At 36.0% G+C, this 24,528-nt stretch carries 23 protein-coding genes, 1 tRNA gene and 2 pseudogenes; 3 read left to right on the top strand and 23 right to left on the bottom strand.

Features of this window, described 5'->3' with window-relative positions:
* Positions 1 to 2 precede the first annotated feature (2 nt).
* The 15 genes from pdhA to HW423_RS03405 all read right to left on the bottom strand — a co-directional run bounded on the left by pdhA (position 3) and on the right by HW423_RS03405 (position 13,540).
* Positions 3 to 1,112 carry a pyruvate dehydrogenase (acetyl-transferring) E1 component subunit alpha gene (pdhA, locus tag HW423_RS03475; protein ID WP_218930556.1) on the bottom strand — a complete coding sequence of 370 codons (1,110 nt, stop codon included), beginning with the start codon at positions 1,110 to 1,112 and terminating at the stop codon, positions 3 to 5.
* A 566-nt stretch (positions 1,113 to 1,678) separates the two neighbouring features.
* Positions 1,679 to 2,461, bottom strand: a complete 783-nt coding sequence (accA, locus tag HW423_RS03470; RefSeq protein WP_218930555.1) for a carboxyltransferase subunit alpha — start codon at positions 2,459 to 2,461, stop codon at positions 1,679 to 1,681.
* 2 nt (positions 2,462 to 2,463) lie between these two features.
* A complete protein-coding gene (gene accD, locus HW423_RS03465) occupies positions 2,464 to 3,327 on the bottom strand; it encodes an acetyl-CoA carboxylase, carboxyltransferase subunit beta (RefSeq protein ID WP_218930554.1) in 864 nt (287 codons plus the stop codon).
* An 11-nt stretch (positions 3,328 to 3,338) separates the two neighbouring features.
* Complete coding sequence (locus HW423_RS03460; protein WP_218930553.1) at positions 3,339 to 4,718, bottom strand: acetyl-CoA carboxylase biotin carboxylase subunit; 1,380 nt, start codon at positions 4,716 to 4,718, stop codon at positions 3,339 to 3,341.
* Position 4,719: 1 nt separating this feature from the next.
* On the bottom strand, positions 4,720 to 5,154 hold the full coding sequence (gene fabZ, locus HW423_RS03455) for a 3-hydroxyacyl-ACP dehydratase FabZ (protein ID WP_218930552.1): 435 nt from the start codon (positions 5,152 to 5,154) through the stop codon (positions 4,720 to 4,722).
* Positions 5,155 to 5,164: 10 nt separating this feature from the next.
* A complete protein-coding gene (gene accB, locus HW423_RS03450) occupies positions 5,165 to 5,680 on the bottom strand; it encodes an acetyl-CoA carboxylase biotin carboxyl carrier protein (protein WP_235956271.1) in 516 nt (171 codons plus the stop codon).
* Positions 5,643 to 6,878, bottom strand: a complete 1,236-nt coding sequence (fabF, locus tag HW423_RS03445; protein WP_218930551.1) for a beta-ketoacyl-ACP synthase II — start codon at positions 6,876 to 6,878, stop codon at positions 5,643 to 5,645. The genes accB and fabF overlap by 38 nt, the downstream gene beginning before the upstream one ends.
* Positions 6,879 to 6,888: 10 nt before the next feature.
* A complete protein-coding gene (gene fabG / locus HW423_RS03440) occupies positions 6,889 to 7,611 on the bottom strand; it encodes a 3-oxoacyl-[acyl-carrier-protein] reductase (RefSeq protein WP_218930550.1) in 723 nt (240 codons plus the stop codon).
* On the bottom strand, positions 7,611 to 8,561 hold the full coding sequence (locus tag HW423_RS03435) for an ACP S-malonyltransferase (RefSeq protein WP_218930549.1): 951 nt from the start codon (positions 8,559 to 8,561) through the stop codon (positions 7,611 to 7,613). The genes fabG and HW423_RS03435 overlap by 1 nt, the downstream gene beginning before the upstream one ends.
* 16 nt (positions 8,562 to 8,577) lie before the next feature.
* Positions 8,578 to 9,537 carry an enoyl-[acyl-carrier-protein] reductase FabK gene (gene fabK, locus HW423_RS03430; RefSeq protein ID WP_218930548.1) on the bottom strand — a complete coding sequence of 320 codons (960 nt, stop codon included), beginning with the start codon at positions 9,535 to 9,537 and terminating at the stop codon, positions 8,578 to 8,580.
* Positions 9,538 to 9,566: 29 nt separating this feature from the next.
* Positions 9,567 to 9,788 carry an acyl carrier protein gene (locus tag HW423_RS03425; protein ID WP_218930547.1) on the bottom strand — a complete coding sequence of 74 codons (222 nt, stop codon included), beginning with the start codon at positions 9,786 to 9,788 and terminating at the stop codon, positions 9,567 to 9,569.
* Positions 9,789 to 9,809: 21 nt separating this feature from the next.
* Positions 9,810 to 10,754, bottom strand: a complete 945-nt coding sequence (locus HW423_RS03420; protein ID WP_218930546.1) for a beta-ketoacyl-ACP synthase 3 — start codon at positions 10,752 to 10,754, stop codon at positions 9,810 to 9,812.
* Between the two features lie 14 nt (positions 10,755 to 10,768).
* On the bottom strand, positions 10,769 to 11,221 hold the full coding sequence (gene fabT, locus HW423_RS03415; RefSeq protein ID WP_218930545.1) for a fatty acid biosynthesis transcriptional regulator FabT: 453 nt from the start codon (positions 11,219 to 11,221) through the stop codon (positions 10,769 to 10,771).
* Between the two features lie 371 nt (positions 11,222 to 11,592).
* On the bottom strand, positions 11,593 to 12,918 hold the full coding sequence (gene gdhA, locus HW423_RS03410) for an NADP-specific glutamate dehydrogenase (protein WP_408014880.1): 1,326 nt from the start codon (positions 12,916 to 12,918) through the stop codon (positions 11,593 to 11,595).
* A gap of 91 nt (positions 12,919 to 13,009) precedes the next feature.
* Positions 13,010 to 13,540, bottom strand: coding sequence for a GNAT family N-acetyltransferase (locus tag HW423_RS03405; protein WP_218930543.1), 531 nt, complete (start codon positions 13,538 to 13,540; stop codon positions 13,010 to 13,012).
* Between the two features lie 687 nt (positions 13,541 to 14,227).
* On the opposite strand from HW423_RS03405, the gene HW423_RS03400 reads away from it, so the two are divergent.
* Entirely contained in the window at positions 14,228 to 14,506 is a 279-nt protein-coding gene (locus HW423_RS03400) for a hypothetical protein (protein WP_218930542.1), read from the top strand.
* Between the two features lie 692 nt (positions 14,507 to 15,198).
* Positions 15,199 to 15,482, top strand: a pseudogene (locus HW423_RS11590) (transposase); the annotation flags it as partial.
* A 198-nt stretch (positions 15,483 to 15,680) separates the two neighbouring features.
* On the opposite strand, the gene HW423_RS03395 reads toward HW423_RS11590, so the two are convergent.
* Positions 15,681 to 17,018 carry a ferredoxin reductase family protein gene (locus tag HW423_RS03395; protein WP_218930541.1) on the bottom strand — a complete coding sequence of 446 codons (1,338 nt, stop codon included), beginning with the start codon at positions 17,016 to 17,018 and terminating at the stop codon, positions 15,681 to 15,683.
* A gap of 493 nt (positions 17,019 to 17,511) precedes the next feature.
* Between HW423_RS03395 and HW423_RS03390 the strand changes: the two are divergent.
* Positions 17,512 to 18,643: pseudogene (locus tag HW423_RS03390) on the top strand (IS3 family transposase); the annotation flags it as partial.
* 111 nt (positions 18,644 to 18,754) lie between these two features.
* Here the strand turns inward: HW423_RS03390 and HW423_RS03385 are convergent.
* The 7 genes from HW423_RS03385 to recN all read right to left on the bottom strand — a co-directional run bounded on the left by HW423_RS03385 (position 18,755) and on the right by recN (position 24,509).
* Entirely contained in the window at positions 18,755 to 19,270 is a 516-nt protein-coding gene (locus HW423_RS03385) for a tyrosine-type recombinase/integrase (RefSeq protein ID WP_328803116.1), read from the bottom strand.
* 213 nt (positions 19,271 to 19,483) lie between these two features.
* Entirely contained in the window at positions 19,484 to 19,720 is a 237-nt protein-coding gene (locus HW423_RS03380) for a hypothetical protein (RefSeq protein ID WP_218930540.1), read from the bottom strand.
* A 98-nt stretch (positions 19,721 to 19,818) separates the two neighbouring features.
* Positions 19,819 to 19,892 (bottom strand) — tRNA-Arg (locus HW423_RS03375).
* 88 nt (positions 19,893 to 19,980) lie between these two features.
* Positions 19,981 to 20,547 carry a peptide deformylase gene (gene def / locus HW423_RS03370; protein WP_218930539.1) on the bottom strand — a complete coding sequence of 189 codons (567 nt, stop codon included), beginning with the start codon at positions 20,545 to 20,547 and terminating at the stop codon, positions 19,981 to 19,983.
* A gap of 1 nt (position 20,548) precedes the next feature.
* Positions 20,549 to 21,793 carry a GTPase HflX gene (gene hflX, locus HW423_RS03365; RefSeq protein ID WP_218930538.1) on the bottom strand — a complete coding sequence of 415 codons (1,245 nt, stop codon included), beginning with the start codon at positions 21,791 to 21,793 and terminating at the stop codon, positions 20,549 to 20,551.
* 17 nt (positions 21,794 to 21,810) lie between these two features.
* Entirely contained in the window at positions 21,811 to 22,758 is a 948-nt protein-coding gene (gene miaA / locus HW423_RS03360; protein ID WP_218930537.1) for a tRNA (adenosine(37)-N6)-dimethylallyltransferase MiaA, read from the bottom strand.
* 20 nt (positions 22,759 to 22,778) lie between these two features.
* Positions 22,779 to 24,509 (bottom strand): DNA repair protein RecN, encoded by a 1,731-nt coding sequence (gene recN / locus HW423_RS03355; RefSeq protein ID WP_218930536.1) that lies wholly within the window; start codon positions 24,507 to 24,509, stop codon positions 22,779 to 22,781.
* Between the last annotated feature and the right edge of the window lie 19 nt (positions 24,510 to 24,528).

Raw genomic sequence — 24,528 nt, 5'->3', positions numbered from 1 at the left:
GATTATTTATTCTCCTTTGCTTCGTAGTATTCAATTTGTTCTTGTGTTACATAGTCAGGAGTTTCGAACATATTTTTCAAGAAGTCCGAAACTTTTTGTTTAGGAGTAGATTCTGCTTGTTTGATTGCCTCTTTAGCAGCTTCTTTAGTGTTCTCTACTACTTCATTCTCTTTTTCTTCTGACCATAATCCTTTTTCAGTTAAGAATTTACGGTACCGGTTTAATGGGTCACGTTGACGCCATTCTTCTTGAGCACCTTCTGGTTGGTAACGTTTTGGATCATCACCTGATAGTGAGTGAGGCCCGAAACGGTAACATAATGTTTCGATTAATACTGGTCCGTTTCCTGCAATCGCATATTCACGAGCAGCTTTCGTTACAGCATAAACCGCTAAAATATCCATACCATCAACTTGAATACCTGGAATACCTGCAGCCACAGCTTTTTGAGCCAATGTTGGTGCTGCAGTTTGGAATTCACGTGGAGTTGAGATAGCCCAACCGTTGTTTTGAATTACGAAGATTGCTGGTGCTTTATAAGCTCCGGCAAAGTTCATACCTTCATACACATCACCTTGAGATGAACCACCGTCACCCGTCCAAGTCATTGCTACGGCTTTACGACCATTTTTCTTGATACCCAGAGCTGCACCAGCAGTTTGAACATACTGAGCACCAATGATAATTTGTGGTGGGTAAGCTCGGAAATCTTCAGGGTAAGTACTTCCTTCTACATGTCCTTTAGACCATAAGTATGCTTTGTAACTAGGTAATCCATGTTGCATTAATTGAGGTATATCGCGGTATCCTGGGAAGATAATGTCATCTTCAGTTGTTGCGGCAATTGTTCCTAATTGAGAAGCTTCTTGTCCAGTTGTTGGAGCTACGAATCCTAAACGTCCTTGACGACTTAATGCTTGTGTACGGTTATACCACTCGCGATAGAAAACCATATCTTCCATAAATGTTACTAATTCTTCGTCTGAAAGTTCAGGCATTAATTCCTCATTAACTACCTTTCCATCATTATCTAATATTTGAACTGTGCTAAAATCAAAGTTGTCTGCTCTTAGCAGATCTTCCATTTTTGCAGGAGCTTTTTTATTTGCCATGCTATTACACATTCCTCTCTTAAAATTATATAGAATAATACAAAGCACAATAAACTGTACTATTCAGTTGCTTCTAATTTATCACGCTCATTAATTAATTGCAAGTATTATAAATATTATAAAACGTTTACAAAACTTGATTTTAAGCTTGTTGAGAAAACATTCACAATATGTCGATTGAAATTTGAAAATTTTTTTGTTGTTATATTTTCATTGAAAATGTGTTTCAATAAGGAAATTCTGTTGTAGTACAAAAAATCGACTGTAACATTTATTATAAGCAAATTAGATATTTCAAACGAGTTTGTTATAGTGTTTTTTTTATAGTACTTTTATAAATTGTTTCTATTTAATGTTTTGAGTGAATTTATATATAAAATTTTATTTAAATACTAGCTATAACTTAATTGTAAACTGTTTATTTTTAATATATTAAAGGCATTATTATTTTTGGAATTAATAAAATATTTTTATTCATTTCGTCTTTTTTTCACCTAATCGAATTATTTTGTCACAAAAAATAAGAGTCAGTGAACTATTTCACTAACACTTATTTATTTTATCTCTTAAAAAGATCTAAATCGTTTATTACGATTGGCTAATCGTGTTTCTACATCCAGCTGATTTAATTCCTTAAACTTCGCTTTAATATTATTTATAGTCCGTTTTAAGATGACATCTCGGTTTAAAGGAACTCCATGATTTATCTCTGGAATGATTTTTTCTACGACTTTTAATTCGTGTAAATCAGATGCAGTAAGTTTCATAACATCCGCTGCTTTTGAAGCCAGATTCGCATCCTTCCATAAGATAGATGCAAAGCCTTCTGGAGAAAGAATAGAGTAAACGCTATTCTCAAGCATCCACACTTCATCTGTTAATGCCAAAGCTAGCGCTCCCCCGCTTCCTCCTTCTCCGAGAATTATCGATAAGGTAGGAACTTCAACTTTCGCAAAAGTTAATAGTGATTGAGCGATTGCTTCCCCTATACCTGTCTCTTCTGATTCTGGTGAGGCATGTGCTCCAGCTGTATTAATTAAGGTTAATATTGGACGATTAAATTTATTCGCTTGTTCGACAAGGCGAATTGCTTTTCGGTAACCGCCCGGCCCGACTGACCCAAAGTTTCGTTCTATGTTCTCACGGGTTGTACGGCCTTTTTGAATACCGATAATCGTTATAGGTTGCCCGTCATACATGCCTATACCTCCAATAATGGATTTATCATCTTCCATATGACGGTCTCCATGTAATTCAATAAACCAATCAGTTAAATTCTCAATGATATCAATGGCTGAGATTCTTTTTAAATCTCTCGCTTTTAAGACTTTTTCATAGGCTTGGCTCATAATTACACACCACCTTCATATGAATGAGCTTGGACTAATTGGTTGATGATTTGTTTCTGGTTTGATCTTGGTACAATTGAATCGATAAAACCATTATCAAACACCCATTCAGCTTGTTGAAAGTCTTTCGTTAATTTACTTTTAATTGTTTGTTCAATCACACGTTTCCCTGCAAAACCTACGACTGCTCGAGGTTCTGCTAGTGTTACGTCCCCTTGCATCGCAAAACTCGCGGTGACACCACCGGTGGTTGGATTTGTCAACACACTACAATAAAATAAACCTGCGTCTTGATGTTGCGCAACCACTTGCGTGATTTTCGCCATTTGCATTAAGGATAAGATCCCTTCTTGCATCCTAGCTCCACCAGAAGCAATGTAAAGAATAACAGGTAGTTTATGCTCCGTCGCATGCTCGAACAGCCGTGTAATTTTCTCACCGACAATTGTTCCCATACTTGCCATGACGAATCGTTTATCCATCACACCAATTGCTATTGCTCTACCATCAAGTTCTGCTTCACCTACGACGACTGCTTCTTTCAATTGTGTATTATCTTGCGCTTTTTCTAACTTGGCACTATAGCCTGGAAAATCTAGTGGGTTCTTCGCATTTAGATCGCTATCCCATTCCTTAAATGACCCTTCATCTACTAACCATTGAATACGTTCATAAGCTGGAAAATGTAGATGTTCACTGCAATGTGGGCAGCAGTAATCTTCTGTAATATGATTTTGTAATATAATTCGATCACAATGTGGACATTTTTCTGCAATATTATCTGGAATAGATGATCTTTGTGTGGCTACTTCAGCGGGACTAATTGGATTTATTCTTATTGTTTTTTTTCGCCTAAATAAAGCCAAAACATCACCTCTTATTCTTCAGTGTTTACTTCTGTTTCTAACCATTTTGGCATATAGTGGGTTTCTAACCACTTCGTATGCACTCTGTCCCAATTAATATATTCATCACTTACAAGTGCTTCGAGTAAGTCGATATTTGTCTCAACGCCTTCAACCGTCACTTCATATAAAGCGCGCTCCATTATCTTCAAAGCATCTTCTAAAGTATTTGAATGCGTAATTACTTTCGCCACCATTGAATCATAGAATGGTGGTAATGTGTAATGAGGATAAAGAGCAGATTCAACTCGTAAACCTAGACCGCCTGCGGGAAACATTAATTGATCAATGTGACCAGCGGAAGGTCTGAAATTGTCTCTTGGATTCTCTGCGTTCAAACGTACTTCAACCGCAAAGCCTTTTACTTGAATATCCTCTTGCTTATAAGTTAATGGCTCACCCATGGCTACACGGATTTGTTCTTTTACTATGTCCACACCTGTAACCATTTCAGTTACGGGATGCTCAACTTGTAAACGTGTATTCATCTCCATGAAGAAGAAGTTATTGTCTTTATCAACTAAAAACTCAATGGTTCCCGCGTTCTGATAGCCTATGGCTTTTGCTGCTTTTACAGCTGTTTCACATATGTTTTTTCTGACCTCTAGGGGCAGACTGACTGCTGGGGAGATTTCTAGAAATTTTTGATTGTTACGTTGGAATGAGCAATCTCTTTCTCCTAGATGAATAACGTTACCGTATTTATCTCCTAACAATTGAACTTCAATATGTTTTGCTGGAGCAATAATACGTTCAATATATAGGTCTTTATTTCCATATATTGCTTCCGTCTCATTCTGTGCTTGACTAAACAATGCATCTAATTGTGAAGCATCTTCTACACGGCGCATCCCTTTACCGCCACCACCATCTGCGGCTTTAATCATCAAAGGGTATCCAATATCAAGCGCAATATCACGGGCTTCTTCAATTGAATAAATTAACCCCGCACTACCAGGAGTAATTGGAATACCAGACTTACGCATTGTATCTCTGGCATGTTGTTTATGTCCCATAACATCAATAATATGACTATTCGGTCCAATGAATTCAATACCTACATCTTCACATAAAGTCACAAAATCACTACGTTCTGATAGAAAACCGTAACCAGGATGGATTGCATCCACTCCTGTTGCTAAAGCAGCACTGATGACAGCGACTGGATTTGCATATGAATCCAAAGATTTTGCTGGACCAATACAAATAGCTTCGTCCGCTAATTCAGCATGCAAGGCATTCCGATCTGCTTCACTGAAGATAGCCACTGAAGTTATATCCATCTCGCGGAGCGCACGTATAATTCTAACCGCGATTTCTCCACGGTTTGCCACGAGAACTTTCTTAAACATCTTATTTCGCCCCTATAATGAATGTCATTTCACATTCACATACAACTTTATCTCCAACATATGCTTTACCAATTCCGATACCTGCATTACTTTTTAGTTTTTTAATATTAACTTCAAGACGTAATACATCTCCAGGAACAACTTTTTTACGGAATTTAACATTATTTAAACCACCTAAGTAAGCTGTCTTTCCGTCAAATCCTTCTAATGATAATAATGGAATTGAGCCTGCTTGTGCTAATGATTCTACAATTAGAACACCTGGGAATACAGGTTCTCCAGGGAAGTGTCCTTGGAATACTTCTTCGTTAATTGTCACGTTTTTACGTGCGACAACTTTTTCACCCGGTATTAATTCATCCACTGCATCGATAAAGAAAATTGGGTAACGATTTGGAATAATTTCCATTACTTGAGTTGCTGTTAATAGTGTCATTGTTTTCCTCCTAGTTAATTCTCATAATTGGTTGACCAAATTCAACAACAGTTTCATTCTCAACAAGAATTTCTACAACTGTTCCTGAATGGTTCGCTTGAATTTCATTCATTAATTTCATTGCTTCAATAATTACGACTGTATCTCCCTCTGACACAGTGTCACCAACCTTAACGAATGCTTCGCTATCTGGGTTAGGTTGTAAATACACTACCCCAACCATTGGTGATGTAATTAATACACCTTCCTCAACGTCGGTGTCGTTTGTTACTGGTTTCGCTTCATCGATTTGATTTGGAGCTGTTTCTTGCTCTACTGTCGGTGTTTGTGCTGGTTTACTTTCTTCTTGGTGTCCGTAGAAAACCGGTGCTTCCTTGGGCATTTCTTTTGAAAGAACGAGTTTTACATCGTCTGATTCATAATTTAAGAAAGCGAGTGATGATTGATCTAATTTATCGATTAATGATAATAATTGTTCTTGATTCAAATTACGCACCATCCCAACGTTTAAAGCAAAGGACTGCATTATGTCCACCGAAGCCAAGTGAGTTAGATAGAGCATATTGAATATCTTGTTTACGTCCTTCACCAGGTACATAATCAAGATCACATGCATCGTCTGAATTTTCTAAGCCTAATGTTGGTGGGATAAAGCCTTCTTGTAATGCTTTAACCGTCATAATTGACTCAACACCACCAGCTGCTCCTAATAAGTGTCCAAAGTGTCCTTTAGAACTTGAAATTGGTACTTTATGTGCGTGATCTCCTAAAGCATATTTAATCGCTGTTGTTTCACCTGAATCATTTGTTGGTGTACTTGTACCGTGAGCATTGATATAATCAACAGCTTCGGCTTCAATCCCTGCCATTTTGATTGCAGTTTTCATCGCTTCTCCAGCACCACTTCCGTCAGGTAATGGCGCAGTCATGTGATAAGCATCTGAGTTTGAACTATAACCAACAATTTCACCATAAATCGTTGCCTTACGTGCTTGAGCTGATTCTAATGATTCTAAAAACACAATCCCAGCCCCCTCTCCCATAACAAAACCGTCACGGTCTTTATCGAATGGACGAGAAGCTTTTGCTGGATCTTCATTTTTTGATAACGCAGTTAAGGCAGCAAAACCTGAAATTCCTATTTCATTAATTGTTGACTCAGCACCACCCGCGATACAAGCGTCTAATAGCCCATTTTGAATCTTAATAAACGCTTCACCAATCGCATTCGTGGCACTGGCACAGGCTGTGACGATATCTAAACTGATTCCACGTGCACCAAACTGCATTGAAATATTCCCAGCGGCCATGTTTCCGATAGTTAATGGCACGAATAATGGTGGGACTCTTTTAGGTCCTTTTTCTTTCATTTTTAAAATACCGTTTTGAATAGCGTGTAGTCCACCAATTCCTGAACTCACCATTACCCCTACATTAAAGGGATTACTTGAAATATCATAACCACTCATCTCAACAGCTTCTTTACTTGCTGCGACACCAAATTGTGAGAATTTATCCATTCTCTGACTATCTTTTCTTCCCAATTCTTCTCTTGCATCAAAACCTTTGACTTCCCCAGCAACAGTTATACCAGTTTCAGAAGCATCAAAACCTTCAATTGGTGCTATACCTGATTTATTTGTTAATACACTGTCCCAGAATGCATCGACACTATTACCAATAGGTGATACAGTTCCTAGACCTGTTATTACGACTCTTCTCATAGAATCCTCCTTAAATATGTAATCCACCGTTAACTTCGATTACTTGGCCAGTTATATATCGGTTAGTAATCAAGAAATCAACGACTGAACTAATCTCTTCAACTTGACCAAAGCGTTTTAATGGAATGTGACTTAACATTGTTTTCTTTACTTTATCACTCAAAGCGTCAGTCATATCAGTTTCAATATAACCTGGTGCTATGGCATTGACAGTGATTGATCGACTGCCTAGCTCTTTCGCTAAAGACTTAGTTAAACCGATTACGCCCGCTTTACTGGCAGCATAATTTGCTTGCCCTGGATTTCCTGTTACACCTACAACACTTGACATATTAATAATCGTCCCCGATTTTTGTTTTAACATTATCGGTGATACAAATCTTGTTAAGTTAAATGTTCCTTTTAAGTTTGTATTGATTACATTATCAAAATCTTCTTCTGTCATACGAAGGAATAATCCATCGCTTGTAATACCCGCATTATTAATTAAAACGTCGATTCTACCATATGTTTCGCGTACTTCTTCAACAAGTTTTTTCGCTCCATCAAAGTTACTAATATCTCCAATGGCTTGACCTACTTCCAATTCATAGTCAGCAAATTCTTGAAGTACTTTCTCAGCAATTGGTTTACGACTATTTAAAATTACTTGATGCCCAGCTTCTGCTAAATGTTTAGCGATGCCAAGACCAATTCCTCTTGAGCTACCGCTGATTAAACATGTTAATGTCATTATTTCCCTCCACTACTTAACCATTGTATTAATTCTTCAATATCTTCAACTTTATCCACAACTAAAACTTCTGGAGCCAATTCATCCTTCGCCATTAATTTAGCTAAGGTATTTCCTGGTCCAATTTGGACAACATGTGTAATTCCTTCTTCTTTTAAGCGATGAACCGTTGGGAACCATTTCACTGGTTTGACCAAATGGTCACTTAATAAAGTTCGAATCTGATCTGTTGAATGATTCTCAACGGTTACATTACTAATTACTGGAACTTTTCCTGCTTGAAAGTTTGTGTCGACAAGTACTTTTTCGAAGTCTGCTTGCATCCCTTTCATAATCGGAGTATGGAAAGGTCCTTCTACTTTTAAAGGTATGACTTTACGATAACCTAAACTTTTTGCTTCTTTTCTAAAAGCAGTGACTGCTTCTTTTATTCCAGCGACAACAATTTGTGTCGGCGAGTTATAATTAGCAATATATAAAGGCGTCTCTTCGGTACGAATACTTTCAACAAGTGTCTTAATTTCATCGATGGGCATATTAATTACAGCTGCCATAAGATAACTTGCATCCTTTTCGATGTGTTCACAGTACGCGGACATAATATCTCCACGTTTTTTGATTAAATTTAATCCTTCGTCAAGTTCTAATACGTTACTGGCAATTAAAGAACTATACTCACCTAAACTTAACCCAGCCATATATTGTATGGCTGGGAGTTTAGTTTTAATCGATTCATAAATAGCTAAGCTTGTTGTAACGATTGCAGGTTGAGCATTTTTTGTTAAAGCCAATTGATTGATATCAGAATTGATCCACGTTTGAATCGGTAATTGAGTGATGTCTTCTGCTTGAGTGAAGATTTCTTTTGCTTCTTGAAATGCTTCGACAAAATCCATTCCCATTCCCTCATAATGTGCACCTTGACCATTAAATATAATAGCCAATTTCATAAAATCACCCTTTCAATTAAGCTTCAAAATAATTTGCTTTTTCCTTATATGTTTCTTTCGCTACTTGAATATAATCTTCAATAATTTCTTTAACAGTTTGTCTTTCTTTAATTAAACCGGCAATCTGGCCAGCCATCATTGATCCACCTACTGTATCACCTTCCACAACGGCCTTTCTTAGAGCACCTTGAGCCATTTGCTCTAAGCGTGAAAAGTCTTGACCTGGAAGACTTGTGATTTCTTTCTCGACTTGTAAATATTCTTTTGTTAGTTGGTTTCTCAGTACGCGGACTGGATGTCCTGTAATCTGACCTGTTACAACTGTATCAATATCACTTGCTTTAAGGATTGCATTCTTAAAGTTATCATGCGCATTAGATTCTTCTGCAACAACGAAACGAGTACCCACTTGAATACCCTCAGCACCTAGCATTAAAGCTGCTGCTAATCCACGACCGTCTCCGAATCCTCCTGCAGCAATGACAGGAATCGTTACAACTTCTGTGACTTGAGCTAAAAGAGCTAAACTCGTTAATTTACCGATATGCCCCCCAGCTTCCATCCCTTCAACAACAACAGCGGCAGCTCCGATTTTCTCCATTCTTCGTGCAAGAGCGACTGAAGCTACAACTGGAATCACTTTAATTCCTGCATCGTGAAATCTTTGCATGTATTTTGCAGGGTTTCCTGCACCTGTTGTGATGATTTTTATTCCAGATTCGATTAAGTAATCAACAACCTCTTCGGTATTTGCGTTTAAAAGCATGACATTCACTGCAAAAGGTTTGTCAGTTTTTGACTTCATTAATTCAACTTTTTCTCGAACTAATTCTACAGGGTCATGTCCTGTTCCTAGAACGCCTAATCCACCAGCATTGGATACTGCGCTCGCTAAATCTGCATCAGCAACCCATGCCATTGCACCTTGAACAATAGGATATTCAATGTTTAATAATTCTGTAATGGCTGTCTTCATATATACCTCCCTTTATCTAACGAGAAAAATTATTTGTCTAATCCTTCTACGTAACTAACTAAATCTCCAACTGTTTTTAAGTCTTGGTCAGTATCAATTGTAATATCGAATTCGTCTTCGATTTCATTGATTACTTGGAAGATATCTAAGCTATCTGCTTCTAAGTCGTTTTCAAAGCTAGTTTCTAAAGTTACTTCACTCTCTTCTACACCTAATTGATCCACGATAATTTCTTTAATTTTTTCAAACATAATATTCTCCTCCAATGATTTTTATAATTTTGTGTGTACTTCGCCCCATGTTAAGCCTGCACCAAAACCAGTCATAACAACACTTTGTGTGCCATCCAGTCTGATTTGTTTTGCTTCAACCAATTCATTTAATAAAATTGGAATACTTCCAGCAGATACATTCCCAATACGGTCTATATTTGATGGTATTTTTGATAAATCCATCTTTAGTTTTTTGGACATCATCTTTATAAAGCGGTAATTCGCTTGATGACTAATAATATAATCCAAAGATTCTTGTTTGTTTGCAAATTGATCTAATGACGGAAGAACTGTTCTTTGAACGAAATTGAACACATCGCGTCCATTCATCGTCAAAGTAATATTTCCTTCTTCATTAGGAGCTACTGCGATGGATAGATTTTCGTCACCTTGAGAATACAAGCTACTATCATATTCAGGTAAGCCTTCGCCGTCATTGGCAATTAACATTGCCCCAGCGCCATCACCGAATAAGATAGATGTACCTCGATCATTGAAATCTAAAATCTGACTCATCTTCTCAGCACCAATCACTAATGTGTAGCCAGATAAAAATGATTTTGACATTTTCTCAGCTACATCCAATGCATACACAAATCCACTACATGCGGCATTAATATCAAAACTAATAGCATTGTGACAATTCAAATTTAACTGCACTTTATTGGCTGTTGAAGGTGTATATTCTCTTTGTGACATCGTTGCTACTATAATCAACTTAATGTCTTGTCGAATATCTTCATCCAGTTTACTGAGTAAATCGTCTACGGCATTTGTCGCGATACTCGCCACTGTCTCTTCATCATTTGCAAAAAAACGTTGTTTTATACCAGTTCGTTGCTCAATCCATTCTGTGGATGAGTCTAACTGATTTACCTCGATTAATTCTGTGTTTGATACAGCTTTCGCCGGTAAATACGCTCCTGTAGCAATAATACGACTCATATCATCTTCCTTTTTTACAATTTCTCTTTGATGTCATTTAAGAAATTATGTAGATTACCTAATCCCTTAATTAACATTTCCGCTTCTTCTTGATCAAGACCTGTGATTGTATCTCTTACCATATCTAGATGGAATTTGCGGTGTAAGCGAAAGAGTAGTTTTCCTTTTTTAGACAACTTAAGTCTAACAACTCGACGATCTTCTTCTAAACGCACCCGTTCAACATAGCCTTTTGTCACAAGATTTTGAATGGACACAGACAAAGTACCTTTAGTGACAGATAATTTCTCTGCTACTTGTGATGAACTTAAATCTCCTTCAAGACCAATTGCTTCAATAGTATGCATCTCTTTAATAGTTAAATCTGAAAACTCACTTTGTCTAAGCGAGTTTTCTTCAATTAATAGTACTTCATTAAATATCTGGACCAAATAATCGTTAATTCTTGTAACGGTCCCCTTATCCACTCATTATCACCTCTCACCATGTTCGTTTGATAATCAAACTATTTGATAGTCAAATAATAAATGATATTAGTTTGGTTGTCAAACTATAAAAGTTTAAAGTTTTTTTAAGATGTTAAAAACCGTTAGGAAAGCCGATTATTCAAATCTTTATTGTTATATTGTGTAATCGTTTTATGTATTATTATAGGTTTGTTTTGTTGAGGAGGTGTTTGGGGTGTTATTTAAAGTATGGAGTATATGAAAAATGTCCTTGAGTTTTTTCAAGGACATAAAACGCCTTTATATGTCCCTGAAAAAATATCAGGGATATTTAAATAATAAAAAAGCTATCAGATGAAAAAATCATCTAATAGCTTATTATTTCGTGTGTATTATACGACACCATTCATAATCATTAATTTAGCAATACTTTCAAATGACGCAATATCTGCTCCGGCAGCATAATCATGATCTAAGTCATAAGCATTACTTGCATCTAATGCTTGTTTGAAGATATCTTTCATAATGACTTTAAGTTTCTCATCAACTTCTTCCGTTGTCCATCTCAGTCGTTGTGAGTTTTGACTCATCTCAAGCGCAGATACCGCAACCCCACCAGCGTTAGCGGCTTTACCAGGTCCATAGTATAATTTGTTTTCTTTAAATACTTTTACTGCATTTGTATGACTTGGCATATTTGCACCTTCAGCGACAAATTTTATTCCATTATCAACTAAACGTTGGGCTTGTTCTTCGTTAATTTCATTTTGAGTTGCACATGGTAAGGCAATATCTGCTTTAATATCATGATCCCAAAGTGAACCTTCAAAATACTCAGCATCTGAATCAGCATCAATATATTCTTTAATTCTTCCACGGTTATCAATTTTAATTTGTTTTACCGTATCTAAATCGATACCATTTTGAGCATAAATTGCCCCATCTGAGTCACTTAATGAAACAACTACACCACCAAGTTCCATGGCTTTCTTAGCAGCAAAATAAGCTACATTCCCAGATCCAGAAATCATCACTCGTTTACCTTCTAGTGATTCATTCACTTCAATCAACATCTCTAATAAGAAGTAAATTAATCCGTAACCCGTTGCTTCAGTACGTCCTTGACTCCCCCCAGCTGGAATTGGTTTCCCAGTTAATACACCCGGTGTCTTAGCGTTTAAGCGTTTGTATTGTCCAAACATGTACCCTATTTCTCGTGCACCTACACCAATATCTCCAGCAGGCACATCTTCGTCCGCACCAATGTATTTTTGTAATTCAGTCATAAAACTTTGAGTAAAGTTCATAACTTCATTGTCTGATTTCCCTTTAGGATCAAAATCAGCACCACCTTTACCTCCGCCGATTGGTAGACCTGTTAAATCATTTTTGAAGATTTGCTCAAAAGCAAGAAACTTCATGATACTTTGGTTTACTGATGGATGGAAGCGTATACCACCTTTATAGGGTCCATTTAAGGAATTAAATTGCACACGGTAACCACGATTCACTTGAACTTTCCCTTGGTCATCTACCCAAGGAACACGGAAAGAAATAATTCTTTCTGGCTCAGTGATTCGTTCAAGTATTGCCAAATCTTCATATTCAGGATGTTTTTCAATCACTGGTTCAATTGCATCAAGAAAATTTTTCACAGCTTGTAAAAATTCTGTTTCATGCTCAAAAGTTTTTGATAATTTGTCATAAACACGCGTCATGTAATTATTTACCATTATGTGTCACTCCTCTTTTCGTATATGTCATTATAACACAGCTTTGTTTTTCATGATAATATTTTAATAAAGGTCTCTAATTTCTCATCTCATTTAAATAGAAATATATATCTGATTTACCCTCTTGCTGAGTAAAATCATAATCGTAATTGTTAAAGCCACCAATCTCAAAACCTTGATTTAAATAAAATTTACAAGCGCCTAAATTATTATCTTGTCCAATAGTGAATACGCCTTTATAACTTAGACTTTGGGCTTCTATGAGACCCTGTTTAATCAATGCTTGACCGTGTCCAAATCGGCGGTATGCTTTCATTACTTTTAAATCAGCTAAGTACATATACTTATTCCAGTGATTTTCAAAGATTGCTAATGCGACACATTTTGAATCTTGAAAAGCTCCAATGGCAAATCCTTTTTCAACAATCTCTTCATATATATAGTTCTCTTCAGGAAAAGTTTGTTCTTCAACTTGCTCGAACATTTCTTCTTTATAAGTCCATTGTTTATTATTCAATGAAACAACTAACTTGCCATATAATTCAAACGGCTCATTCGGTAAATTCAATGCTGCTTCTTCGTCTTTAGCTATGAGTTTATATTCCATGCCGATCACCCTTTTTTTGATATTTACTACTATACACCTTTCGGGAAAATGTTACTATTCTCAGATAGATGTTCTATCTAAAATTATCAAAAAACAAAAAACCTCCTACTTTAATAAGTAAGAGGTTTATTCAGTCAACAACGTAAGTCTATTCCAGCATGATACGACAAGCTTATAATAGGCGATTTTTAGGGGGGTTTTTCATAAAAAAACTTACCTCAGTTAGAACGCCACGCTACAAACCGCATATTATCAATGTTTCTTTACGATCTAGGCAGGATTCGAACCTGCGACCGTAGAATCGCTCTTAGTATGGCTGTTAGGCTCTACTGAGAGCTGATTGCTGACCTTTCAATAGTTTATAAGAAAGGGAATCGAAAAACTGATTGAAATTATTTTGAACCCTAATAATATTTTATCAATATTCTATCGTACTTGAATTAAAAACAGTTTCGCTCTTCTTTAAAAATGAATCAAAAATCTTTTGCAAATTTAATCGATGCAACAGTTTCAGTTTTGAGTAGTTAGGAAAATGGACGTAATGCCCCTAATGATATTTGGCTAAAAGCAATTGCTGATAACACCGGAATATCGGTAGACAAGTTAAAATATGGCAATGAATTAGAAAGAAAGATAAGAAATGAAGATATTGAAACATGGAAACGTACCCTTGAAAAGTATACGGATATGTTAGAATCAGTGGAAAGTCTTCATAATAGTAATTACCATAAAAATCTAATTGAGTATATTAACGAAGTAGAAGAGAAAGTGAGTGATATACTCAGTAAAATCGATACCGGTCAGGTCACTCTTGTTGATGTGACGACTGAACTACATTCATTAGAAGATTATTTAGAATTTTCAATTAATAACATCTTTGGGGAAATGGAAGAATTATTTCATATTATTAAAACTGCTAAATATGAAATAGATTTAGATAACCGTAAACTAAAAGAACTCGGTTAGGTTCCAGCATCTGATATTAAATTGAATCCCCCAGATTCTGACTAATATAATCCTATCCATAAAAATAAGCCCTACTCATAATAGAATGGGCTTTTACATACCTTCTATTTCTCACTAAAAGGTTGATAGTCGTTTATATATTCAATAATGGAATTACTTTATTTAGGTGTATATGTACTTATTTGAGCTATTTACAGCAAAACACTGCTGATTTTCGAATACTTCATAATGGTACCCGGTATGAAAACTATTCTCTAATGGTATCATGGTTTGTAATTAAATCTATATTTTACAAAGAATATTATAAAAAACTTGTTACTATGTTATCATTACTGTAGGAGCTATAAATTTATAGGAGGTTAGATATGACTAAACTTACAGATATAACCACAAGAGTTGAATGCCCTAATTGTCATAAGAAATTCACTGGTACGTGGGATTCAGAAATGTGTCCTCACTGCGCTTATAAAAATAACCAAGAAAACATAAGATATAGAATATCACAAAATATGAATACTTAGAAAATAGTACATTCACCAAAGTTGGTCGAGGGTTGGATTACACTAGTAAGAGTATGAAGAAAACTGGCGAAGGGATGCAGGGTTGTGGTTGTGGTTTAATGATATTGGGTATATTGTTTTTCTTACTCATGTCTATGTTATAATCTCAAACACAAAAAAATTCTATCCAACACCCCCGACAGAGGCAAGGAGTTTTATCAACACTACCGTTTAACTGAGGAGCTCACTGGGACAAAAGTTTATTCCCCTGATCCTCATACTCCATGGCAACGAGGGACTGACGATAATACCAATGCTTTATTACGGGAATATTCACCTAAAGGTGAGGATAGTTCAGGTGTATTAAGTATCCAAATTCAAGAGTGGGCAGACAAGCTGAATACATGACCCAAAAAATGTTTAAATGGGAAAACTCCTTATGGAGTTTTTTTAATGAAACGTTGCACTTAATTTGACAATTCAAGCCACAATAACAAAATCCTCTCTATCCAAAGCGAAGAAAAACGAAGTGTTGATTATAGTGACAAGAACAGACTGGCGTACATCAGTCCGTAAAGTTTTGTCTTGTACGGAATAAGTAGACCGCTGAGTCTGGTGACCTTGGTTCCTAACGGTTCCACTATAATCAACACTTCGTTTTTTCTGAACACCTCTTAAAAAGCAAACTCTTCAATCCTCACATGTTCCTCCGGAACACTATTATCCTCCAACATTTTCTTAGCTGCATTGAGCATCGGAGGTGGCCCGCAAATATGCCAAGTCGCCGATTGGAAATACTCTTCTAACCCTTCTGATTGAATATAGTCCTTATCGACAAAACCATAAGCAAAGCCTTCCACTTCTTCATTACTGAAAATGATATGGTGACTAAAATTAGGAAACTCAGCCGCAAACTTCTCAAATTCACTGTAATACATCAATTGATTTTCAAAGCCAACACCCCAAATAAAGATAATTCGGCGATTAGAATTTCTAGCCACTTCTTCCCTCAGAACACTTAGACTAGGAGTCACACCAATCCCGCCTGAATAAAGAACCATCGGCTGATTGGAATCACGAATATCCTCAGTATAGAAGTCCCCATAAGGTCCTTCAATCGTAAGCTGATCACCCACCTTGACTTGATCTAACGTGCTCGTGAAATCCCCATCCTCTTGAATCATTACTGTCATTGTGTTTGAGTCCTCGCTTGGTGCACTTGCGAAAGAGAATGGATGGGCTTCGCTATCTACTTTGGAATCTACAAAACGGAAGAAACCATACTGCCCAGCATCAAAATCCATTCGTTTTCCTTTAACCGGTTGAAACTTAAATTCATGAATTCGCTCAGATGGCTTAGATATGTTAACAATCTCATATTTCGGTAATCGTGCAATCCCGATTTTATATACTGCATACCAACCAAGAATCACAACCGTATAGAAAGTAGCCAAGCCTTTATAAGCCACATTTTCGGCTAAATACCATACATTATAAACATGAAAATGAATCGCAATTACACTGATAATGGCTAACCGGTGCAACCACAGATGCATATTTCGATTGGCATTTGCTTTAAAATTCAATAACTTTTTAGACTTATTAATCAGTGTGTCTGATAATACGAATATTCCAGTTAACATCACAACAATGAGAGATAGTAGACCCACATAACCCCAAATGGAAGCGGTCGTTAAATCGAAATCGAGAATATTTTCCAATCCACTCCAACGAATAAAAACGTGAATTAACAAAGTGAGAGGAAGAACCATCGCCATCCAGGCATGAATTTCATACATATGTGTGAGTCCCAAACGCTTCTCAACCCCTTTAGGACGCACTGAAATTAAAACTAAAGTTAGCATAATACAAAAAGACAAGGTCCCTGTGACATTTGAGAGTAACTCAGACAAATTCGGCGGAACATAGGTAGTTAACAGGGCAAAAAAGAACGTCAAAAACATAACTAGCGTAACCCCAGGGAAAAACCATTTTAAAACTTTACTATTCATTTTTCTCTTCCTTTCTAAATATTTCTAACAAAACATAATCTATCTAAGCAACAAAATGACTTCTCAATAAACAACAATTTATCTATTTTAAACAAACCTTAACACGATATTTTTATCGACACAACTGATATCCCCTGACAAAGCAAAAAAATTTTATAGTCAATTAAAAACTCGTCAAATGTTAAAGTAACTATTATAAAAATAATTTTCTACATCAAATAACATTGAGATGACGCTATTCCTTTTTATAATAAAAACTAAAGACATTCATTAATTAATCACAATCCATTAACAAAAATATTAATATTATTTATATGAAAACAAAAAAACACATACTAATGATCAGATAAAATCTGCATTCATTCATATGCGGTGATATAAAAGATAGCTAGTGTGAACAATGACACGCGAACTGACACCATTCAGTGAGACAAAGATAAAAACACTCCCGTTGAATTCATGTAAAATGGATCTGAAGGGAGTGTTATTTGTTATGAATAGAATCGCATATTCAGCTGAGACAAAATGGAAATGTATCGAGATGAAGAAAACGGGTTACACCAATAAAGAAATACAAGAGGCACTTAACATTAAAAATATTAGCCAGGTCAAAACTTGGTGGAGATGGTATAGAAAGGGAGAATCACATCGCTTTGACCAACAAGTAGGTAAACAATATAGTTACGGTAAGGGACAGGAAGAATTAAGTGAAGTCGAACAACTAAAATTGGAAAATTGTAGACAGGCAACAGAGTTAGAGATACTAAAAAAGTACAAAGAAATGGAAAGGAGTTGGTACCAGAAGTCGTTGTAAAACTTGTTGAGGAACTGAAAGAAACATACACGATCTCACTGTTACTTGAAACGCTAGATGTGGCTCGTGCGACGTATTACCGTTGGAAAAAGAAATACTTAAATCAAACTGAGGATCCGATTGTGAAGCGAATCGGTGAGTTATGCAAAGCAGAAGGCTATAAATATGGCTACCGCAAAATTCATCATGAATTAAATAAAGAATTAGACGAACCTATCAATCTTAAACGTGTCCAACGTATCATGCAAAAAAATGGTTGGAATTGCCGTGTACGACCTAAAAAACGAATGCGGTTAGGGAAACCTTACTACTTAACGGAGAACCGATTAAATCGACAATTTCAAGCAGACCAACCGATGACGACATTGGTCACAGATATTACTTATTTACCATTCGAAAATTCCATGTTGTATTTATCATCGATTATGGATCTATATAATGGAGAGATTGTAGCTTTTACAATTGGAGATAAACAAGATACTGCTTTTGTTATCGATACTCTGAATCAGTTGGAATTATCTGAAGGCGTGATGCTTCATAGTGATCAAGGAAGTGTTTATACCTCTAAAGACTATTATTTATTAAGTAAAGAAAAAGGCATTATCCGAAGCATGTCCCGTAAAGGAACCCCTGCAGATAACGCCCCCATCGAAAGCTTCCATTCCTCGCAAAGTGTGAAGCTTTCTACATAAACACAGAGCAAATTTGCTCTAATGACATTGTAATAGATATTGTCAAACATTACATTAAGAATTATAATCAACATCGAATTCAACAAAAATTAGGCTACCTATCGCCGGTAGAATACCGACTTCGATGCAGCCTAACAAACAGTGTTTTTATTGTTGTCTCATTTTATGGCGCAGTACCTAATATGGCTAGGGTTTTTATTATACTTTTTATAAGTCTCTTAGTGCTGCAATCACTTCTTCATTCCAATATGTAATTGCCTAGTTGTTGTGTAAATTCTCTTATGATTCAATGCCTTGCTGATTGTTGCAATATTTACACCTTTATCTAATAATCTTTTAGAAAATCCACATCTTATAGGGTGTGAGTTAATATTCTTAAAACCTGTTAACTTCTTATATCTATACACTCTCTTACCAAAAGAACGACTATCCATAAGATTGCCTAATGAACTAATAAATAAGTAATGCTGATCTGGCTCAAGTTTATTATGCTTTAATACTGTCTTATTTACTCTCATGAGTACTCTCAGCATCTCTAATAAAACGTCTGACAAAGGTAAGGATAATCTTTTCCTATTCTTCATAGATTCACCAGTATAATGAATCAATTTATCTTTAAAATCCACCATATCTTCCGTTACTCTTGACACCGTACCTAATCTAATTCCTGTTTCCCAGATTAATAAAAAGATACAACCATCTCTTAACTCAACAAAATTAGTAAAATCAAGATGTTTTAATGGTATTCCAAATTCAAGTTTAGTTAACCCTTCTTTAATATCTTCATCAACTCGTATGGTGATATCTTTCCAAAATTCAAACTCAATTAACCCTTCACTATACCCATCTGTTCAGTAATGCTTTCATTAACTTCAATCGTATCAACTTTTTACTTTGAGATACGTTATTATGATTAACATTCAAAAGAAGTGGGTCCTTATCCATTTCAGATAATAAACTCACTTTAGTAACTTCAATATATTTCTCAATGAGATAACGGTAATCGCACAGTGTAAGTTCTCTATACCCCATTGCTTTAAGTTGCTTGATGTTCTAACAAGTTGGTAAATGATATGATCAGGATCAGGATCAGGATCAGGATCAGGATCAGCATGATGATTGCTTACACCTTCATAATTTTCACCTAAATGTTTACTAATTCCTGTATCAAACTTCTTAATAAAACGTCTCGTCAAAAGTATTACTTTCCTAAATTTAGGGATAAAACTAGGGATATTTTCGGTTTGACCGAACGCTTTACTTCATTATTTCCATAGAAACTTTGATAAGTCAACGATCTAGGCAGGATTCGAACCTGCGACCGTTCGCTTAGAAGGCGAATGCTCTATCCAGCTGAGCTACTAGACCAAATCAATACTGACAACTCTTATAGTATAGCCCATGATTGACTGATTTGTCAATAATATTTTTAAAAGAGTTGCCGTATTTTTTCTCACTAAATCAATGTTGTATCTTCATCTGGTTCCCAAGGTGTTTTTTCATCAATATGATCGTAGAATAAGATTCCTTTTAAGTGATCAATTTCGTGTTGTACAACCACTGCTTGATAATCTCTTAAACGAATTTTCTTTTCGTTACCTTCTAAATCATTATATTTAACCGTTACACGTTTAGGTCTTGGAACGATTCCTGGTACTTCACGAGGAACTGAAAGACAGCCTTCGCCCTCTTTCAACGCTACTTTTTGAACCGCATGGCTTATGATTTTTGGATTAACAAAAATTTCATCAATCAGAGGTTCAGTTTCATTTCCCTCTTCATCATAATCCATTAAATATACAGCAAATATTTGTTGGTCGATACCAATTTGTGGTGCTGCTACTCCTACACCTGGACGCAAGTTATATTTTTCAGCCATTTTTGGATCTTGGCTGTTTATTAAGAATTGTCTCATCGCTACAGCTGTTTCTTTCAATTCTTCATTGATTGGAAACTCTACTGGCCTAGCTTGTTCTCTTAAGATTGGTTCTTTTTCAGGAACAAAATCTTTCATTGTTATCATATTATTCCTCATTTCTTATATCAGTTAGACGTCGTCGATATCCCGATAGTATATAATACTGATATTCTTCATTAAATTCAATGTCTTTTATTAAAGTTTTTTGTCGGTATAGCGCTAATAATTCAGCTTCTTCAGGTTGAATTTCTACTTGGAATTCTTCTGCATTCGATATACAGATATCCCAAATCGCTTGTTTTAAAGTTTCAATACCTTTTTTATCCAGTGCAGAGATAGTTACGTTTGGTTGCAATGTCGGTTCAATACCTGTATCTGCTTTATCTATCTTGTTGTAGACAGTTAAGACTGGGATATGATCCATATCTAAATCTTTTAACAACTCTACGACGGTATCTTCATGCATATTGCTTGCTGGATGAGAGGCATCTACGACGTGGATTAATAAATCCACAAAGCGAATCTCTTCCAATGTTGAATTAAATGCATGAATTAATTCTGTAGGTAGTTCATCGATAAAACCTACCGTATCTGTAATAGTGAAGGCATCATGACCGTTAATTTCTAACTTACGCGTTAAAGGGTCTAAGGTTGCGAATAATTGGTCTTGAACATACGTCTCACTTTCAGTTAATTCGCGTAACAAGGTTGATTTCCCTGCGTTTGTATAACCTACTAGACCAATATTAAATTCTCGCCCAGACTGTCTTCTAATACGCGTTCTTTCACGGTGTTCTTCCAATTGTTTCAAGTCTTTCTCAATCGTATGAATGCGACCACGAATGACACGACGATCTTGTTCTAGTTTAGTCTCACCGGGTCCTCTAGTTCCAATCCCACCGGCTAGTCGAGATAATGATGTCCCTTGACCGATGACTCTTGGAAGTAAATATTGGTATTGAGCTAGTTCAACTTGAAGTTTCCCTGCTTGGCTTCGCGCTCTTTGAGCAAATATATCAAGAATCAATTGTACTCGGTCAATGACTTTTACGTCAAGTTGTTCTTCTAAATACATATTTGTGTTTGGTGATAATCTATTTAAAAAGATAACTAAATCAATATCAGAGTTAATGACAAAATCACGAACATCCATTAGTTTTCCACTACCTACGACGGATTTCTGATCGATGCGTCTTAATTTTTGAGTGATTTCTCCAACGGGTAGACCATTAGCTGTCTCCGTTAGTGCCTTCATTTCTTTCATGATCGTTTCAAATTTTAAATCTGAAATGTTTTCTGTTTGTACTCCGACTATAAGTACCCTCTCGGGGTGATTTTCAGTCTCAATCATATTTTTTTATCAACCTTTCAATTATTCTCTAAATGTTCTTTCACTATACGTGAAGCTTCGTTTATTGCGTCTTCTTCATTCGTCATATCGATCCATTGTGGGTGATTCATACGGTTTCTAAACCACGTTAATTGTCGTTTTGCATAACGTCTGGAATTTTGTTGTATTGTTACAATGACTTCTTCTTTATCCATTTGATTATTGAAGTAAGGCCACCATTCTTTATAGCCGATACCTTTCACACTTTGCCAATCGGCACCTTCTGCCTGATTATATAACCATTTTGCCTCGTTTTCTAAGCCGGCTTTGACCATTTCATGCACTCTTAAATTTATTCTATCATATAATGCTTCTCGTTCGCGATTTAATACTAATAAGCATTCATTAAATACCGATTTTTTTGTGTCGTGTCCTGTTTGACTGGAAAAAGACCTTCCCGTTACTTGAATAACCTCAAGCGCACGAATGGTTCTGCGAAGGTTTTGGTATGGGATTTTCTTGGCTGCTTCTGGATCGAGTTCGTTCAATCGGTTCCACATGGCTAAATTACCTAATTCTGACGCTTGTTCTTCTAACCCCTTTCGAACTACCTCATCTTGGCTATCGTCTCTCCCAAATTCTAAGTCGTATAACAAGCCTTCTAAGTAGAGTCCTGTTCCACCAACGATGATCGGTAGTTTCCCTCTATGATGAATTTTGTTGATTAATTTTGTAGCTTCATGTTTAAATTCACTTGCGTTATAAGGTTCTGAAACTTCAAGAATATCAAGCATATGGTGGGGAACACCGTCCATTTCAGAAGCTGTAATTTTTCCTGTTCCAATATTTAAGTGCTTATACACTTGCAGACTATCGCCATTGATAATCTCACCATTAAATTCTTTCGCTAAATCAATACTCAGTTGCGTCTTTCCTACACCCGTAGGTCCTGCTATGACGAGTATCGATATTGATTTTAAATCCATGTACATTATCCTTTATACTTCTATTTCATTGGGTGATATTCTTTTAATAATTCTTTAGCCATACGAAGTGACGTTTGAGTCATATCTCTTCCTGAGAGCATGAGTGCTATGGCTTCAATACGTTCATTCGGTGATAACTGCTTCACATTTGTGACTGTCTTTTGATCTTCGACTTGCTTAAAGATATACAATTGTTTATTCGAAATCGCTGCAACTTGTGGGAGATGTGTAATACAAAATACTTGATGATATTGGGATACTTCGCGAATCTTTTCAGCGATGGCTTGTCCAACTCGGCCAGAGACCCCAGTATCTATCTCATCGAATACCATCACTTTTGGTGATGTTTCGCGACTAAATACGGTCTTCAATGCCAACATAAAACGCGATAACTCTCCCCCACTAGCGACTTGAACTAATGGTTTTTTATCTTCTCCCACATTAGTTGCGACATAAAACTCCACACTATTAAAGCCAGTTGGTGTTAATCTCACAATTTCATCGATATTAACCATGTTTAAAGCCGTATCAATACTAGGTTCACTAAATCGAACTGTAAAGCGGCTATTCTCCATATATAAATCTTTTAATTCTGCTTCAATGGCTGAAATTAAATCTTGGGCAATGGATTGTCTTTTGTCATTAAGTTGTTTAGCTTTATCTAACGCACTTTGATAAGCTTCACTCAATTGAGCTTCAAGTTCTTCAAGATAACTTTCCCGATGAATAATTTGATAAACTTCTTCAGATATTTCGTTGAAATAATCTAATATCTCACTTAATTCCATCCCATACTTTCGCTTTAAGCGACTTAATTCGCCTAATCGGTCTTCAACTTGATCAATGGTTTGATTTTCTTCATCGAAGTCATTATCAAGTGCGGCCAATTGATGACTGTATTCTTCTAAGTCATATTTAGATGACGAGAGTTCGTCATGGATGTTTGAGAGTTGAGGTTGATAATCTTTAATCTCTTCTAATAGTAACAAGATTTGATCTAATTGCGTGATGACACTTTGATCTGATTCGCTAAGTAAACTATTAATAGTACTCATATTTTGATTAATTTGTTGAGCGTGTTGCAATTGTTTACTCATCTCTTCGAGTTCTTCATCTTCACCAATAACTATTTGAGCTTCTTCGATCTCATTAATTTGAAATTCAAGGAAGTTTACTCGTTGGCGGTCATTCGTATCAGATTGCTGAGCATCTAGCCATTCTTTACGAAGTTGGCTATAAGTCATATAAGCTTTCTGATAGTCCTCCAAGTCTTTTTTAATTCTTTTATTGCCATAATTATCCAATAAAGATAAATGCTTTGTACGGTCCAACAATTCTTGATGTTCATTTTGTCCATGAATATCTACAAGATAGTTCCCTATTTCTTTGAGTAAGGTGACGTTAGCTAATTGGCCATTAATTCGAATGGTATTTTTTCCTGATTTATTAATTTCTCGTCGAATAATCAGACCATCCATAGCGATATCAACATTTAAGCCAAATTCGACTAAGACATTTTCTAAGTCTTCTGGTAAATAATCAAAAGAAAATAAGCCTTCAATTAATAATTTATCGTCTCCGTGTCGAATATAATCACTTGACCCACGACCACCACAAAGAATACCTAGGGCATCAATAATAATTGATTTCCCGGCTCCTGTCTCACCTGAAAGAACCGTCATCCCTTCGGTAAAATCAATATTCACTGCTTCAATAATCGCAAAATTCTCAATTGTTAAACTTTGTAGCATAACTTCACCCCATTGGTTT

The organism is Ruoffia halotolerans, from assembly GCF_014049385.1.
GTDB lineage: Bacteria > Bacillota > Bacilli > Lactobacillales > Aerococcaceae > Ruoffia > Ruoffia halotolerans.
This window is presented reverse-complemented; position numbering and strand designations above follow the sequence as displayed.

Coding starts and splice junctions, on each gene's coding strand:
- accB (WP_235956271.1), bottom strand. CDS start 5,680: ATGCAGTCCTTTGCTTTAAACGTTGGGATGGTGCGTAATTTGAATCAA.
- recN (WP_218930536.1), bottom strand. CDS start 24,509: ATGCTACAAAGTTTAACAATTGAGAATTTTGCGATTATTGAAGCAGTG.
- miaA (WP_218930537.1), bottom strand. CDS start 22,758: ATGGATTTAAAATCAATATCGATACTCGTCATAGCAGGACCTACGGGT.
- HW423_RS03420 (WP_218930546.1), bottom strand. CDS start 10,754: ATGAGTCGTATTATTGCTACAGGAGCGTATTTACCGGCGAAAGCTGTA.
- HW423_RS03405 (WP_218930543.1), bottom strand. CDS start 13,540: ATGGAATATAAACTCATAGCTAAAGACGAAGAAGCAGCATTGAATTTA.
- HW423_RS03425 (WP_218930547.1), bottom strand. CDS start 9,788: ATGTTTGAAAAAATTAAAGAAATTATCGTGGATCAATTAGGTGTAGAA.
- fabK (WP_218930548.1), bottom strand. CDS start 9,537: ATGAAGACAGCCATTACAGAATTATTAAACATTGAATATCCTATTGTT.
- def (WP_218930539.1), bottom strand. CDS start 20,547: ATGATAACAATGAAAGATTTTGTTCCTGAAAAAGAACCAATCTTAAGA.
- accA (WP_218930555.1), bottom strand. CDS start 2,461: ATGAGCCAAGCCTATGAAAAAGTCTTAAAAGCGAGAGATTTAAAAAGA.
- HW423_RS03435 (WP_218930549.1), bottom strand. CDS start 8,561: ATGAAATTGGCTATTATATTTAATGGTCAAGGTGCACATTATGAGGGA.
- pdhA (WP_218930556.1), bottom strand. CDS start 1,112: ATGGCAAATAAAAAAGCTCCTGCAAAAATGGAAGATCTGCTAAGAGCA.
- HW423_RS03460 (WP_218930553.1), bottom strand. CDS start 4,718: ATGTTTAAGAAAGTTCTCGTGGCAAACCGTGGAGAAATCGCGGTTAGA.
- HW423_RS03395 (WP_218930541.1), bottom strand. CDS start 17,018: ATGAATAGTAAAGTTTTAAAATGGTTTTTCCCTGGGGTTACGCTAGTT.
- fabZ (WP_218930552.1), bottom strand. CDS start 5,154: ATGACACTATTAACAGCAACTCAAGTAATGGAAATTATTCCAAATCGT.
- fabF (WP_218930551.1), bottom strand. CDS start 6,878: ATGAGAAGAGTCGTAATAACAGGTCTAGGAACTGTATCACCTATTGGT.
- gdhA (WP_408014880.1), bottom strand. CDS start 12,918: ATGACGCGTGTTTATGACAAATTATCAAAAACTTTTGAGCATGAAACA.
- HW423_RS03400 (WP_218930542.1), top strand. CDS start 14,228: ATGTTAGAATCAGTGGAAAGTCTTCATAATAGTAATTACCATAAAAAT.
- fabG (WP_218930550.1), bottom strand. CDS start 7,611: ATGACATTAACATGTTTAATCAGCGGTAGCTCAAGAGGAATTGGTCTT.
- hflX (WP_218930538.1), bottom strand. CDS start 21,793: ATGATTGAGACTGAAAATCACCCCGAGAGGGTACTTATAGTCGGAGTA.